This window comes from Azospirillum oleiclasticum, from assembly GCF_013423485.1.
Classification (GTDB): domain Bacteria; phylum Pseudomonadota; class Alphaproteobacteria; order Azospirillales; family Azospirillaceae; genus Azospirillum; species Azospirillum oleiclasticum.
On the sequence record NZ_JABFFR010000025.1, the window covers coordinates 86,905 to 101,615 of the forward strand.

General features: G+C 69.5%; 15 protein-coding genes. 2 read left to right on the forward strand and 13 right to left on the reverse strand.

The window, feature by feature from the left end; genetic code table 11:
- Positions 1 to 14: 14 nt before the first annotated feature.
- The 3 genes from HL658_RS23235 to HL658_RS23245 form a co-directional block, all read right to left on the reverse strand.
- Complete coding sequence (locus HL658_RS23235; RefSeq protein WP_180284264.1) at positions 15 to 1,970, reverse strand: amidohydrolase; 1,956 nt, start codon at positions 1,968 to 1,970, stop codon at positions 15 to 17.
- A complete protein-coding gene (locus HL658_RS23240) occupies positions 1,967 to 2,227 on the reverse strand; it encodes a DUF1427 family protein (protein WP_180284265.1) in 261 nt (86 codons plus the stop codon). Before HL658_RS23240 ends, HL658_RS23235 begins: the two co-directional genes overlap by 4 nt.
- Before the next feature lie 64 nt (positions 2,228 to 2,291).
- The gene (locus HL658_RS23245; RefSeq protein ID WP_180284266.1) at positions 2,292 to 2,951 is read right to left on the reverse strand and encodes a hydrolase; all 660 of its coding nucleotides are present in this window, start codon (positions 2,949 to 2,951) and stop codon (positions 2,292 to 2,294) included.
- A gap of 174 nt (positions 2,952 to 3,125) precedes the next feature.
- On the opposite strand from HL658_RS23245, the gene HL658_RS23250 reads away from it, so the two are divergent.
- Positions 3,126 to 4,682: a sensor histidine kinase gene (locus tag HL658_RS23250; protein ID WP_180284267.1), complete on the forward strand. Its 1,557-nt coding sequence runs from the start codon at positions 3,126 to 3,128 to the stop codon at positions 4,680 to 4,682.
- 122 nt (positions 4,683 to 4,804) lie between these two features.
- A complete protein-coding gene (locus tag HL658_RS23255; RefSeq protein WP_180284268.1) occupies positions 4,805 to 5,446 on the forward strand; it encodes a response regulator transcription factor in 642 nt (213 codons plus the stop codon).
- 7 nt (positions 5,447 to 5,453) lie between these two features.
- On the opposite strand, the gene HL658_RS23260 is transcribed toward HL658_RS23255, so the two are convergent.
- From HL658_RS23260 to soxC, 10 genes are all read right to left on the reverse strand, one after another.
- Positions 5,454 to 6,470 carry an MBL fold metallo-hydrolase gene (locus tag HL658_RS23260; RefSeq protein WP_180284269.1) on the reverse strand — a complete coding sequence of 339 codons (1,017 nt, stop codon included), beginning with the start codon at positions 6,468 to 6,470 and terminating at the stop codon, positions 5,454 to 5,456.
- A 38-nt stretch (positions 6,471 to 6,508) separates the two neighbouring features.
- Positions 6,509 to 7,591 carry a YeeE/YedE family protein gene (locus HL658_RS23265; RefSeq protein WP_180284270.1) on the reverse strand — a complete coding sequence of 361 codons (1,083 nt, stop codon included), beginning with the start codon at positions 7,589 to 7,591 and terminating at the stop codon, positions 6,509 to 6,511.
- 52 nt (positions 7,592 to 7,643) lie between these two features.
- Entirely contained in the window at positions 7,644 to 8,063 is a 420-nt protein-coding gene (locus tag HL658_RS23270; protein ID WP_180284271.1) for a DsrE family protein, read from the reverse strand.
- Positions 8,064 to 8,114: 51 nt separating this feature from the next.
- Complete coding sequence (gene soxB, locus HL658_RS23275) at positions 8,115 to 9,836, reverse strand: thiosulfohydrolase SoxB (RefSeq protein ID WP_180284272.1); 1,722 nt, start codon at positions 9,834 to 9,836, stop codon at positions 8,115 to 8,117.
- 29 nt (positions 9,837 to 9,865) lie between these two features.
- Positions 9,866 to 10,510 carry a sulfur oxidation c-type cytochrome SoxX gene (soxX, locus tag HL658_RS23280; protein WP_180284273.1) on the reverse strand — a complete coding sequence of 215 codons (645 nt, stop codon included), beginning with the start codon at positions 10,508 to 10,510 and terminating at the stop codon, positions 9,866 to 9,868.
- Positions 10,511 to 10,520: 10 nt separating this feature from the next.
- On the reverse strand, positions 10,521 to 11,333 hold the full coding sequence (soxA, locus tag HL658_RS23285) for a sulfur oxidation c-type cytochrome SoxA (RefSeq protein ID WP_180284274.1): 813 nt from the start codon (positions 11,331 to 11,333) through the stop codon (positions 10,521 to 10,523).
- 69 nt (positions 11,334 to 11,402) lie between these two features.
- A complete protein-coding gene (gene soxZ, locus HL658_RS23290; protein ID WP_180284275.1) occupies positions 11,403 to 11,714 on the reverse strand; it encodes a thiosulfate oxidation carrier complex protein SoxZ in 312 nt (103 codons plus the stop codon).
- Positions 11,715 to 11,756: 42 nt separating this feature from the next.
- Complete coding sequence (gene soxY, locus HL658_RS23295; protein ID WP_180284276.1) at positions 11,757 to 12,233, reverse strand: thiosulfate oxidation carrier protein SoxY; 477 nt, start codon at positions 12,231 to 12,233, stop codon at positions 11,757 to 11,759.
- Positions 12,234 to 12,293: 60 nt separating this feature from the next.
- Entirely contained in the window at positions 12,294 to 13,331 is a 1,038-nt protein-coding gene (locus HL658_RS23300; protein WP_180284277.1) for a c-type cytochrome, read from the reverse strand.
- A complete protein-coding gene (soxC, locus tag HL658_RS23305; RefSeq protein ID WP_343055295.1) occupies positions 13,315 to 14,706 on the reverse strand; it encodes a sulfite dehydrogenase in 1,392 nt (463 codons plus the stop codon). The genes HL658_RS23300 and soxC overlap by 17 nt, the downstream gene beginning before the upstream one ends.
- Positions 14,707 to 14,711 lie beyond the last annotated feature (5 nt).

Here is a 14,711-nt window from a genome sequence, read left to right on the forward strand (position 1 = left end):
GCCCCGTTCAGGCGCTACACCGCCCAGCAGCCGCAGCCGAGCGCACCCCAGAAACTCCGCTCGTCGGCGGCCGGTGCCACGGTGGCGAAGGCCGCCGCGTGGTCGTGGCCGTGCACGGTGCAGGCGTTGTGGCAGTCGCAGGCGTGCGCGAGGGCCGAGGGGAGATTGGTGCGCTTGTCCGCCCGCTGCTGGTAGCCGCCGAACGTCGCCACCGGCGACCAGTCGGGCATCGGCTTCGGCAGCGCCGGTGCTTGGCCGGCGTAATCGCCGTCGCCGTGCACCACCCGGCCGCCGAGCAGGGTCAGGGCCGAGCGGATGTGGGCGATGCGGTCCTCCGGCACCGACAGGTAGTCGTCGGTCAGCAGCACCGCGTCGGCGAGCTGGCCGGGTTTGATCTGGCCCTTCTTGCCCTCCTCGTTGGAGAACCAGCTGTTGGCGACGGTCCACAGCCGCAGCGCCTCCTCGCGGTCCAGCCGGTTGGCCGGCGGGTAGAGGCCGAGGCCGCCGACCGTACGGCCGGTCACCAGCCAGGACAGCGAGACCCAGGGGTTGTAGCTCGCCACCCGTGTGGCGTCGGTGCCGGCCCCGACGGGTATGCCGGCCGCCAGCATGGCGTTGATCGGAGGCGTTGCCTCCGCCGCCCTGGCGCCGTAGCGCTCCACGAAATACTCGCCCTGGAAGGCCATGCGGTGCTGCACGGCGATGCCGCCGCCGAGTGCGGCGATGCGGTCGATGTTGCGCCGGCTGATCGTTTCCGCGTGGTCGAAGAACCAGTGCAGGCCGGTCAGTGGGATGTCGCGGTTGACCTTCTCGAACACGTCGAGCGCGCGGCCGATGGTCTCGTCGTAGGTGGCGTGCAGCCGCCAGGGCCAGCGCTTCTCGGCCAGCAGGCGGATCACCGGCTCCAGATCGGATTCCATGTTCGGCGGCATGTCCGGCCGCTCGACCCGGAAATCCTCGAAGTCGGCGGCGGAATAGACCAGCATCTCGCCGGCCCCGTTGTGCCGGTAGAGGTCGTCGCCCTGGCCCGGTGTCACCGTCTGCCCCCAGGTGGCGAAGTCCTTCAACTCCTCCTTCGGCTTCTGGGTGAACAGGTTGTAGGCGATGCGCAGGGTCATCTCGCCGTCGGCATGCAGCTTCTCGATGATCGCGTAGTCGTCGGGGTAGTTCTGGTAACCGCCGCCGGCGTCGATCACGCTGGTGACGCCCAGCCCGTTCAGCTCGCGCATGAAGTGGCGGGTGGAGTTGAGCTGGTATTCCGGCGGCAGCTTCGGTCCCTTGGCCAGCGTCGCGTAGAGGATGGTGGCGTTGGGCTGCGCCAGCAGCAGGCCGGTGGGGGTGCCGTCCGGCCCCCGCACGATCTCGCCGCCCGGTGGGTTCGGCGTGTCCTTGCCATAGCCCACCACCCGCAGCGCCGCGGCGTTCAGCAGCGCGCGGTCGTAGAGGTGCAGGATGAAGACCGGCGTGTCGGGAGCCGCGGCGTTGATCTCGTCCAGCGTCGGCAGGCGCTTCTCGGCGAACTGGTGCTCGGTGAAGCCGCCGACCACGCGCACCCACTGCGGCGCCGGGGTGCGCGCGACCTGGGCGCGCAGCATCGCCATGGCGTCGGCCAGCGTCGGCACGCCGTCCCAGCGCAGCTCCATGTTGTAGTTCAGCCCGCCGCGGATGACGTGGATGTGGCTGTCGATCAGGCCGGGGATCAGCCGCCGCCCGCCCGCGTCGATCACCGTGGCGTCAGGGGCGGCGGCACGCGCCTCCGCCTCCGTGCCCACGGCCAGGAAGCGACCGTCGCGGATGGCGACGGCGTTCGCCACCGGGTTGCCGCGGTCCAGCGTCGTGACCTTGGCGTTGACGAGGATCAGGTCGGTGGCGGGCATGGAAGCACTCCCGGTGCGGGCGAACAGGGGTTTGGCGAGCAGGGCGGAGGCGGCGGCACCGGCGAGCGTGCCGCGTCGGGTGAGGCCGCTCATACCGGCTTCTCCGGCTGCGGTGGCTCGGCCTCGGCCTGCGGGCCCAGCACATGGCGGGCGCAGTCGGACTTGATGAAGGCGAGCACCGGCTCTCCGGCGGTCAGCCGCTTCACCACCGGCACGATCTGCTCGCCCACCAGCATGCCGAGCAGCCCGACCAGCGCGATGGTCGGCGGGGCCGGCGAGCGCACCCCCAGCAGCCCGTAGAGGACGCCGACGAGGACGCCGACACCGACGGAGAGCAGATAGGGCATCATGTTCGGGACCTCATCGTGTCGCCCCTCTCCCGCCGGGGGCGGGAGAGGGTATGAAAGGAGAGTCTCAGTGGCCGCCTTCCGACGCGCCGAACATGGATTTGGCGTAGATGATGCCGAGGCCGTAGGCGCCGCCGAACTTCTTGGCGATGCCGGTGGTCAGGTCGTAGGTGCCGGTGCGCGCCCAATCCCGCTGCAACTCCAGCATGTACTGGAGCGAGGTCATCGGCCGCACGCCCGCCTGCACCATGCGGTCCATGGCGCGCTCGTGCGCCTCCGCCGACACGTCGCCGCAGGCGTCGGCGATCACATACACCTCGAAGCCCTGGTCGAGCGCCGACAGGGTCGGGCCGACGATGCAGACGGAGGTCCACAGGCCCGCGAACACCAGCCGGGTCTTGCCGATGGCGTTGACGCGGCGGATGACGTTCTCGTCCTCCCAGGTGTTCATCGAGGTGCGGTCGGACACCTCGGCACCGGGGAAGGCGCTGCTGATCTCCTCGAAGATCGGGCCGGAGAAGCTCTTCTCCGCGACCGTGGTGAGGATGGTGGACACGCCGAAGCCGGCCGCCGCGTGCGCCACCAGGGCGGCGTTGTTGCGCAGCGTGACCGCGTCGATGGAATGGGTCGCGAAGGCCATCTGCGACTGGTGATCGATCATGATCAGCGTGTGGTCCTTCGGCGACACCAGAAGCTTGCCCGGGGTGGCGGTGGCGGTGATGCTCATCTCTCGATCCTCTTCCTGAATCCTTCGGACGGTGGACCCGTCTTTGGTGGACAAGGATGGGGGTTTACGGGCCGCGGCTACATCACACCTGGGTTTTCCGGCCTCATACCTTGAGATGATTGACGGTCCGGCCCGGCCGGCTCATCACGGTGCGCTTCGATTGAACCCACGACGATGCCCGACGCCGACCGGCACCCCCTGCTCTCGACCCTGCCGCCGAACCACGCGCAGACCCGCCGCGCGCTGTGGATGCTGCTGGCGCTCGCGGTCGCCATGGCGGCGACGGTCCCGGCCGCCACGCTGCCGGTTCCGGGCTCCGGCCCCTTCGTGCCGGCCTACGCCACCGCACTTCTGGTCAGCGACCTGCTCACCGCCGTGCTGCTCTACGCACTGACGGCGGTGCAGCGGTCGCGGGCGGTGCTGGCACTTGCCGCGGGCTACCTGTTCTGCGGGCTGACCGTGCTGCCCTGGGCGCTGACCTTTCCCGGCGCCTTTTCCGCGACGGGGCTGCTGGACGTCGGGCTTCAGGGAACCGCCACCATCGCGGCGACGCGGCGGCTGGGCTTTCCGGTCTTCGCACTCGCCTACGCGCTGCTGGACGACGACGGGCCGGGGATCGCCGACATCGGCCGCGCCATCCTGGGGAGCGTGCTGGCGACCATTGCCGTGGTCGCCGGCACGACGGCGTTCGCGGTTTGGGACGACGACTGGCTGCCGCGTTTCATGATCGACCGGCAGCACACGACACCGCTCTGGGATCTGGTACCCGGCCTGGCGGCGCTGCTCAGCGTGGTGGGGGCGCTGCTGGTGTGGCGGCGGCGCCGCTCGGTGCTGGGGCTCTGGGTGGTGATCGCGCTGGCCGCGTGGTTCGTGGAGTCCGTGCTGCTCGGCTTCGTCAGCGCCGGCCGGCTCAGTGTCGGCTGGTGGGCGGGGCGGCTCTACGGCCTGCTGTCGGCCAGCGTGGTGCTGGCGGCGCTGCTGTCGGAGACGATGGCGCTCTACGGCCGTCTGGTCCGCTCCATCGCCGCGGAGCGGCGCAGCCGGGAGGCGCGGCTGACGACCATGGAGGCGCTGTCCGCCTCCATCGCGCACGAGGTCAACCAGCCGCTGGCGAGCATGGTCGCCAGCGCCTCGGCCGGGCTGCGCTGGCTGGACCGGAGCAGGCCGGATTTGGAGGAGACGCGCACGGCGCTGCGCCGGATCGTGGACGACGGCCATCGCGCCGGGCGCGTGGTGACCGGCGTTCGCACCGCCTTCCGCAAGGGCTCCCGCGACCGCGAGACGGTCGACCTGAACGCGCTCGTGCACGAGGCGCTGGGTCAGTGTTCGGCGGAGCTGCGTGTGAACCGGATCGAGGTGCGGACCGAGCTGGACCCGGCCCTGGCGCCCGTCACCGGCAACCCGGCGCAGCTCCAGCAGGTGCTGTGCAACCTCATCGCCAACGCGGTGGATGCCATGGATGCGGTGACCCATGGGCCGCGGATCCTCCGCCTGCGGACGGAGGCACCGGAGGGCGGCGGCGCTGTCGTGGTGGTGGAGGACACCGGGGTGGGGCTGGACCCCGTGCACCAGGACCGCCTGTTCGAGCCATTCTTCACCACCAAGCCGCACGGCATGGGTCTGGGCCTGCTGATCTGCCGCTCGATCGTGGAAGCCCATGGCGGCCGTCTGTCCATGGCTGGGCGGCTGCCGCAGGGCGCCGTCTGCCGCATCCTGCTGCCGCCCGGTTGAAAGAAAGCATCGCTGCGCCGGATCGATTTCGGCCGATGCCGCTATCCGAAAAAACCGATCGTCCTACCGGCGCGCTCGGTTTATGGTGCCCGAAACAGGGGACACGCCGAACGGGGCGGGGGATGATGGAGACTGGATTCGTCCACATCGTCGATGACGACGAGTCGATGCGGCTGGCGCTGGACAGCCTGTTCCGCTCGGTTGGCCTCGCCACCCGGCTCTATGGTTCGGCGCGCGCCTTCCTCGACGCGCCGCGGCCGGACGAAGCAGGCTGCCTCGTGCTCGACGTGCGGCTGCCCGGCATCAGCGGGCTGGAGTTCCAGGCACATCTCCTCGCCATGGACATCCGCATCCCGGTGGTGCTGATGACCGGCTATGGCGACATCCCCATGTCGGTGCGGGCCATGAAGGCCGGTGCCATCGATTTCCTCAGCAAGCCCTTCCGCGATCAGGACATGCTGGACGCGGTCTCCGCCGGGATCGAGAAGGACCGCGCCCGCCGCGCCGTGGACCAGTCGGCCGCCGGGCTGCGCGCGCTGTACGCCACCCTGACCCCGCGCGAGCGGCAGGTGATGGCGCAGGTCACCGCCGGCCGCATGAACAAGCAGATCGCCGGCGACCTCCAGCTCAGCGAGATCACGGTGAAGATCCACCGCGCCGCCGTCATGCGCAAGATGGGCGCCCGCTCGCTGGCCGACCTCGTGCGCATGGCGGAGAGCCTGAGGGTGCGCCCGGACGGGGAGCCGGCGCTGCTGGCCGGCTGACCGCCGGTCAGAAATTCGCCTGCTCCGCCTCCAGATAGGCGAGGCTGACGTATTTGCCGATGTTGCTGTCCCAGCCGCGGGTCTCCGCCGCCCGCGACGCGACGCGCGGGTCCTTCAGCGCCAGGGCCTTGGCCTCCTCCAGCGGGTTGCCGGCCTCGACGGCGGTCACGCAGGACTGGTAGATGCCCTCGAACAGCTCCCGCTGCCACGCCATGACGCCCGGTCCCGGCACCCCGTGGCCGGGCAGCCAGATTTTGGTTTGGCTGTTGGCGATCAGCTTGTCCATGGTCTCGAAGCTGCCGAGGTAGGACCCGTCCTCGATGTTGGCGATGCGGCGGTCCATCAGCACGTCGCCGACACACATCACCCCGTCCTCCACCACCTCCACCGACAGGTCGCAGGGGGTGTGCGCCTTGCCGTAATGGTGGATGCGCAGGGTGACGTCGCCCAGCGACAGGGTGTCGCCGTGGACGAGGCTGCGGTTGGGCGCCACGATGCGGGTGCCGGCCGTCGCCTGCCGCGTCCAGGTCAGCATGGACGACAGCCAATAGGCTCCCTCCGCCCCCTCCATGGCGACGCGGCAGTCGGGGTGGGCGTACATCGGCAGTTCGGCACCGTACGCCTCGGCGAAAGCGTGGTTCCCCAGCCAGTGGTCGCCGTGATAGTGGGTGTTGATGACCCCCACCACCGGCTTGTCCGTCATGGTGCGCAGCTGGCGGATCGCCATCTCGCCGATCTGCACCGAGCCGCCGGAGTCCACCACCACCACGCCCTTGGCACCGAACACGAAGGTGATGTTGGCCATCATCCCCTGATTCTCCGGCGTCGGGAAACCATCGGGGGATTCGATGTAGGCGACGTGGGGGGTGAGCGACCGGATCGGCAAATCCGGCATCGGCGGCCCCTTGGCGAAGGCGGCGATCTCGGCGGCCAGCGCGCCCACACGACGCCAACCGAACAGGGCCGCCCCGGCGGCGACGGCCGCGGTGCTGGCAAGGAAGGAACGCCGGCGGGTGGACGGCATGAACGGATCTCCGGAATGAGCGGGACGGCGCTGCGGGCTCAGCGCGCCAGTGCGGGTTCGGGGCTGCCCAGCCGGGTCGGGCGGTCGATGAGCAGGTCGGTCAGCACGGCGCCGATCCACATCGACCACAGCACCAGCCAGGCGGTGAGCACGAAGATGGACGCGCCGGACACGCCGGCCCCGACGGCGCAGCCACCGGCCAGCACGCTGCCGAAACCCATCATGAAGCCGCCGGCGATGTAGCGGCGCATGCTGGAGCCGTCGTTGAACCCCTCCAGCTTCAGGTCCCGGCCGAGCAGCCCGGCGACGAAAGAGCCCAGGGCAACGCCGGGAATCAGCCCGGTGTCGAAGGTCCAGCGGGTCGAGCCCGGCGGAGACAGCACCAGCATCAGGAAGTCCGACGAGGGCGCGGTGAAGCTCAGGGAATGGACGGTCACCGGGTCGAAGGCCGACGCCGCCATGCGGTGGGTGAACCACCAGGCCGCCGCGACGGTCAGCCCGACGCCCGCGGCCCCCAGCCCGGCCCAGCCCGACACCCGGTTGCGCCGCGCCAGCACCAGCCCGGCGGCCAGCCACCCCAGCGCGAACAGGATCGCCCCGCCATGCCCGGCCCCGGCCAGCGCCAGCAGGTCGCGCTCGGCGCTGGAGATGGTCCACAGGTCGTTCACCGCCGCCCGCAAGGGCGACAGCACCCCGCGCAACGACGCCTGGGCGACCACCGCGAAGACGAGGCCGGACAGCAGCGCCCGCAGGTTGCCGGTGGCCGACAGCACCAGCATGCGCGACGCGCAGGCGCGGGTCAGCGTCATGCCGCAGCCGAACATCAGCCCGCCGATGACGGCACCCGACAGGCTGCCGGGGTTGTTGAGCTGACGCACGTTGCCGGTGTCGAACAGCCCGAGCAGGATGATGCCCTGGGTGGCGATGAGCGCGGTGGAGAAGGCCAGAAGCCACACCGCCAGCCGGTCGCCCAGCCGGCCATGCGCCACCTCCAGCGTCGAGGCACGCAGGCAGAAGCGGGAGCGCTGGGCGACGATGCCGAAGACGACGCCGATCAGCAGCCCGCCGAGAGCGCCGAAATACTCCTCGCCCAGCCATTCCATGGCGTCGTCGAACGACATCGGCACCCCCTTCGGCCCGCCCCTTCCGCCCACTGCGCGCGCGGCGGCTCTTTTACGGTTTGATGTAGGCGTAGTGTTCCCGGTTCTGGAGCTGGGCGATCCGCGCCACGCCGGACGGCGTGAACTCCGCGTCCATGTTGAACTGGTCGCGCGTCATGTTGCGGCGCTTCATGGTCAGCTCGCAGACCTCGAAGGTCACGCCGCGGCCCTTGAGGTCGGAGACCAGCGCGCCGTAATCGATGCCGTTCTTCGCGTCCTTGGCCCCATCGAGCAGGAAATCGACGCCGTCGGCGTGGGTGACGACCTTGATCACGGTGCCGGGGGCGATGTCCAGATGGTTGCGGATGTTGCGCAGCCCCTTGGTCGCCTGAAGCGCGGCATCATCGATGTGGTAGACCACCTTGTCCTGTGCGAAGGCCGGCAGGCTGAACAGCAACAGGACGGGAAGGAGCAGCAGGCGGGCGAGTTTCATGGGGTGACCCTTTCTCCTTGCGGGAGCGTGGGTGCCGGCGGAGCCGGCGGTTCAGGCGGTCAGGCCGGGGTTGCCGTCGACGCCCTTCAGCGTCGGCAGGTTGAGCCGGGGTGCCGCCACAGTCTTGCGGGCGCGCAGGTTGCGGGCGACCAGCTCCCACACCGGCTCGCCGCCGGCCGTGCGGGCCTCCTCCGACACCGGGGCCCAGCCGGCGACCTTGTAGGTCTTGCCGGCTTCCACCGGCTGGCCGCGCACCGTCATGTCCTGGATGCGCCGTCCCATCGGGGCGGTCGGGTCGCAGCTGTAGGACAGGCCGCCCACCCGCACCATGTCGCCACCCTGCTGGTAGTAGGGATCGGTGTTGAACAGGTTGTCGCAGACATCCTCCAGCACCGTCTTGATCTGCTCCCCGCTCATGGCGTTGAGCGTCACGTAGGGGTAGGTGATGGCGGTCTGGTCCAGCAGGTTCTCCATGGTGATGGGCTGGCCCGGCAGCACCGTGGTGCCCCAGCGGAAGCCGGGGGAGAAGGCGATTTCCGCGTCCTTCTCCATCATCAGGGCGTCGAGGATGAGCTGGTCGAAGCTGCCGTTGAAGTTGCCGCGGCGGTAGAGCAGCCCCTCGCTCACCGCCAGCACCTCGTCGAGCTTGGCGGCGAAGGGGGCGCGGACCTTCTCGATGAACGCGTGCATCTCCGGGTCGGCCGCCAGCAGGTTGGCGAAGACCGGCATCAGCTTGTAGCGGAAGCCGGTGACGCGGCGGTCCTTCACCTCCAGATCCAGCACGCCCAGGAACTTGCCGTTGGAGCCGGCGTTGGTGACCAGCGTCTTGCCGCCGGGGTTGGCGACCATGGTGGGGGCCGGCATGCCGTCGTGGGTGTGGCCGCCCAGGATGGCGTCGATGCCGCTGACCCGCGATGCCATCTTCAGGTCGACGTCCATGCCGTTGTGCGACAGCACGACGACCACGGCGGCACCGGCGGCGCGCGCGGCGTCCACCGTCGCCTGCATGTTCTCCTCCTGGATGCCGAAGGTCCAGTCGGCGACCATGTAGCGGGGGTTGGCGATCGGCGTGTAGGGGAAGGCCTGCCCGATCACCGCCACCGGAACGCCGTTCACCTCGCGCATGACGAAGGGCTTGAACACGTCGTCGCCGAAATCGGCGGTCTTGATGTTCTGGGCCACCACGTCGATCGTGCCGGCGAAGTCCTTCTCGGCGACCTCCTTCACCCGGTCCTGCCCGTAGGTGCATTCCCAGTGCAGGGTCATGATGTCGATGCCGAGCAACTTGGCGGCATCCACCATGTCCTGCCCGCCGGTCCACAGCGCGGTGCCGGAGCCCTGCCAGGTGTCGCCGCCGTCCAGCAGCAGGGCGCCTGGCCGGTTGGCCCGCACCCGCTTCACCAGCGTGGCGAGATGGGCGAAGCCGCCCACCTTGCCGTAGACCCCGGCCTTCTCCTCGAAATCCAGGCAGGTGAAGGCGTGCGCCTCCGCCGTGCCGGGCTTCACCGCGAAATGCTCCAGGAACCGCGCGCCCACCAGATGCGGCGCCTGCCCGACCATCGACCCCACCCCCAGGTTGACGCTGGGTTCCCGGAAATGGATCGGGCGGAGCTGCGCGTGGCAATCGGTGATGTGCAGCAGCGACACGTTGCCGAAGGCCGGCGCGTCGTAGAAATCGGCGGCGGCGGCCTGGGCGCGGGCGAAGCCGGCCGGCAGCAGCATGCCGCCCGCGGCGGCGGTGGCGAGGACGTGCAGGAAATCGCGGCGGTTCATGGAGCGGTTCCGCTTCTTGCGTGTCGGGTTTACTTGTTCACGGGGGACTGCGGATCGAGCAGCAGCGCCATCAGGTGTTTGATCTGGGTCTCGTCGATGATCCCCATATGCCCGCCACGCGGCATGTTGGAGCAGGCGTTGACGGATTTGGAGTTGTAGATGCGGACCCAGGTCGCTTTCAGCGTCGCCTCGTCGCGGTCGCGGAGCTTGCCGTAATTGTGAAGGCTGGGGCCGATGGTGCCGTGGGAGATTTCCTCGGCGGTGATCTGGTGGCAGTTGTAGCAGTTGCCGCCGTTCACCTGCTCCGCCTTGTCGGTCCAGGTCAGGCCGCGCCCGCTCTGGGCGATCTTCTCACCCTCCTTCCAGTCGCCCAACCACTTGCCGTCGCTGGGCCACTTGACCGTGGCGAGGTTCGCGGCCTCGATCGCCTCGCGCTTTTTCGCGGCGGCGGGATCGGTGGCGTTGTCGGGGGTGGAGCAGAAGGCCTGCGTCTCGTCCTGCGTCAGCCGCGCGGTCTTGGCGATGCCGTTGTCCTTGAAGCTGGACTTGAGCATGGCCTGGAAGGTCGCGTCGTCCGCCCCCGGCCCCCATTTGGACTGGGCGGCGGCGGGACCGGCGTGGAGCGCCAGCAGACCGGCGGCGAGTGCGGCGGCGATGAGCGTCGACTTTGTCATGGCCGTTCCCTCAGCGCTTGATGCCGGGGGTCGCCATGGACTCCCCGTTGGAGTTGGCCGCCATGTACATGGACAGGGCGATGGTCACGTCGGAGGCGTAGACCGGCTCGGGGAAACGCTGCTGGCGGAAGCAGTCGTTGATGCGGGTCTGCATGGACCACATCTGGCCGTTGCTGACGCGGTAGGCCGGCCAGCTCGTCCAGCCCGACGCGGCACCCTTGGTGCTGGGGATGTAGGGCAGCTCCTGCATGCGGATGCGCGTGCCTTCCTGCCCGTGGCAGGTGGCGCAGGCGAAGTCGTGCGGCCCGGCCTGGTAGAAGAACATCCGCTGGCCCAGGTCGTACATCGCCTTTTCCTTGGGGTGCCCCGGCTTGACCGAAACGGGGATGCCCTTGGACTGCCCGGAGATGTAGGTGGCGAGCGCCACCAGCCGCTCCTTTTCAGGCTTGCTGAAGGATGCGGCGATGATGGGCTTGGGGTCGATGCCCTGCGCCGTCTCCATGCAGGTGAGCAGGCGCGATTCCAGATCCTGCACCCGGTCGGTGTCGGCGAACCAGCGCGGAAGCTGGGCGTAGGCCCCCTTCACCACACCCACCCCGAGCCCGAGGTCACAGGACGCCGACAGCGCCGCGTTCTTCGGGCCGGCCGGCGTGGTCCACAGCTCCTCGCCGGTCAGCTCGAACAGTTCGGCGGGGTTGCCGTCCTGCAGGGCCTCGCGATAGGCGTCGATGCCCTGCAGGGCGGCGTCCTTCTCGGCCCCGATGGCGTTTGCGGCGGTCGCCGCGACGCAGACGGCCGCGAGCACGGTGCTCAGGCGGTGCATGGTTCCTCCACTGGTCGTCTTGTTCTTCGTTGATGGACCTGGCGTTCGTCGTCCGGGGCCGGTCGCCGCTCAGCTCACGGTGGCGGTGTCCGTCCGGGTGTCGCCCTTGTTGTCCACCCAGGTGACGGTGACCTTGTCGCCGGCCTGCCCGCCCTTCACCTTGAAGGCGAGGTAGGGGTTCTTCGACACCGACGGCCCCCACTGCGCCTGGAGCACGGTCTTGTCGCCCAGCTTGGCCGTCACCTCGTTGATGAACCAGGCCGGGACCACGGCGCCGCTGGCGTCCTTGCGCTGGCCGGTCTCCATCTCGTGGCTCATCAGGACCTTGATCTCCGTGACGCCATCCTTGCTGGTGGCGCGGATCTTCATCGGGCTGCCCATATCTGCTCTCCTCTTCGTTCCGATGTCCCGACGATGCGCGGCTCAGCCGCCGCAGCCGCCCAGCGTGACCTTGATTTCCTTGGAGGCCATGTAGAATTTGCCGTCCGCCTTCACCACGACGATGACGTTGGAGGTCTGCCCCATCTTGATGCGCGCGGTGACTTCCGGCAGCGTCTCGGGGCCGAGGTCGAAGGAGGCCGCCAGCATGCTCGGGTTCTTCTCGACCAGGATCGCGATCTTCTCGGTCTTGGGCAGCTTGCTGACCGCCTGGACCGGCACGACGGCGCCGTTTTCGGCGATGTCGGAGGCGACGATCTGCACATCGCCGCTGTTGGCCGGCGCTTCGGCGCCCATCGCCTTCATCGCGTCGTCCAGGGTCTTCGCGTCGAAGGCCTGCTTGTTCCACTCGGCCAGGGCCTGACGGGGCAGCACGATGCCCGCCGCCGCCAGCGCGCCCAGGACCGCGAGCCCGCCGCCGGCGCGGAGCACCTGCCGGCGCTGTGTCTGATGCTGGTTCATGGACGTCATTCCTCTCTCTCGTTGTTGTCCGGTGCCATGGGGGTCACGAGCCGGACACGCTCACTTCTCCGGCGCACCCGCCAGGATCCAATCGACCAGCACCCTGGCGTCCCCGTCGGCCAGTTCCGTCTGGGCCGGCATGGGGATGTCGCCCCACACGCCCTCGCTGCCGTCCTTCAGCTTGCCGACCAGCGCCGTGGCGCTGTCCTTGCCGGCGTAGCGGGCGGCCACCTCGCGGTAGCTCGGCCCCACCAGCTTGGCGTTCAGCGCGTGGCAGGCCAGGCAGCCCGACTTCTCGGCCAGCGCCAGGGCGGGCGAACCCGCTTCCGCCTCCGCCTCGTCGGGGCCGGTCTTCATGCCGCGCACCGGGCCGACGGCGCGGTTCTGGCCGGCGAGGTTGCCGTGCGCGTTCCAGGCGTAGTCGGGCAGGATCGACACCTGCTCCGCCTTGGGCTTGCAGTTGGACATGCAGGGCGTGTTGCCGGTGTCGGGCTTGTTCGCCTCGGTCCCGAAGCCGGGGCCGGGCCACAGCGCGTGCGCCGTGGTCATGCCGTTGCGGTTCGGCATCATCGCCTGCACTTCGGCGATGTTGGCGTCCGACAAGGTGAAGTCCGACGGCACGATCTCCGCGAGGTTCAGCAGATAGGCCAGCACCGCGTAGACGTCGTCGTCGCTGAGCGTCTTCGGCGCGTTCCACGGCATGGCGCGGCGGATGTAGTCGTAGAGGGTCGATACGGTCGCCACCTTCATGAAGGTGGTGCGCTGCGGGAAGTCGGTACGGCGGAGGTTGGCGGTGTGGCCGGTCTTCATGTCCTCGGCCGTGGTGCCGCCGACCAGCGGCGTGAAGACCGAGTTGCTCTCGGCGAAGGTGCCGTGGCAGCTCTCGCACTTGGATTCCCACACGGTCTGGCCGCGATCGACGCTGCCGGAACCCTTGGGAAGCCCGGCAAAGTCGGGACCGACGTCGATGTCCCAGGCCTTGACCTCGGCCGGGGTGGCCGGGCGGCCGACGCCGGGGAAGCTCTCCGCCGCGACGGCAGCGACGGTGCCGAGGCAGAGCAGGCCGGCGAGTGCGGCAGCCTTAGAGAATCTGGACATTGCTGATCTCTCCGCTGTCGGCCACCTTCCAGGACTGGATCGCGTTGTTGTGGTAGATCGAGCGGGTGCCGCGCACGGCGCGGAGCTGCCCGTAGGAGGGCTGCACGAAGCCGGTCTCGTCCATGGCACGGGATTGCAGGACCGCGGGCCGGCCGTCCCAGTTCCAGGGCACGTTGAAGCGGGTCAGGCACTTGGACAGGATGGGCGTCTGCAGCGTCGCCTCCACCCAGTTGACGCCGCCGTCGAAGGACACGTCCACGCGGCTGATCTTGCCGCGGCCGGACCAGGCGAGGCCGCTGACGTTGAAGTAGCCTTTGTCGAGCAGCATCTGGCCGCCGGACGGGCTGGTGATGACCGACTTGCACTCCTGGATCGAGGTGTATTGCCGGTGCTGGCCGTCCGGCATCAGGTCGATGTAGTGCACCGCTTCGTCCTTGGTGGCGTAGGGCTTGTCGCCCACCTCCACCCGGCGCAGCCACTTCACCCAGGACACCCCCTGGACGCCCGGCACCACGAGGCGCAGCGGGTAGCCGTTCTCCGGCCGCAGCATCTCCCCGTTCTGGCCGTAGGCGACCATCACCTCGCCGGACAGCACCAGCTCGATGGGGATGGTGCGGGTCATGGCGGAGCCGTCGCCGCCTTCGGCCAGCACGTATTTCGCGGCCTTCAGGTCGGCGCCGCAGTCCTCCAGCAGGGTGCGCAGCGGCACGCCGGTGAACTCGCTGCACGACAGCATGCCGTGCGAATACTGCACCGTGGGCACCGCCACGTTGCCCCACTCCATGCCGGTGTTGGCGCCACACTCGATGAAGTGCATGCGCGACACCGGGGGCAGCCGCATGATGTCGTCGAGTGTGTAGACCTTGGGCGTCTTCACGAACTCCGGCCGGGCGCCGTTCACCATGAAGCGGTGCTTGGCGGGGTCGATGTCGTACCAGCCCTGGTGATGCCGCTCGAAATGCAGGCCTGACGGCGTGATGATGCCGAACATGCCCTGGAGCGGGGCAAAGGAGACGCTGGCCGCGGCGACCTGGGTCAGGCCGGGGCTCTGCCGGCGGGCCAGCGCGCGTTCGTATTTGGACGGCACGCCGTAGGGGTTGGCCGCCACCGGCTGGCCCAGCGAGGTGGCCCAGGGCTGCGGCTTCAGGATGGCGTCGTCACCCTCGGCCGCGGCGGCCGGACGGCCCAGTGCCGCGGCCCCCGCCACACCCGCGGCGGCGGCGAGGAAGGTCGAGCGCAGGAAATCACGGCGCCCCTTGCCGACAAGCGCGATCTGTTCGGCGGTCAGGAAATTTTCCGGCGCCCGGCGCAGGCGGCCGTTCGATGCGCCCGCGTCCATGGCGGGCGCTGGGGGGCGGGGGAGACCCTCGCTCACGTGTT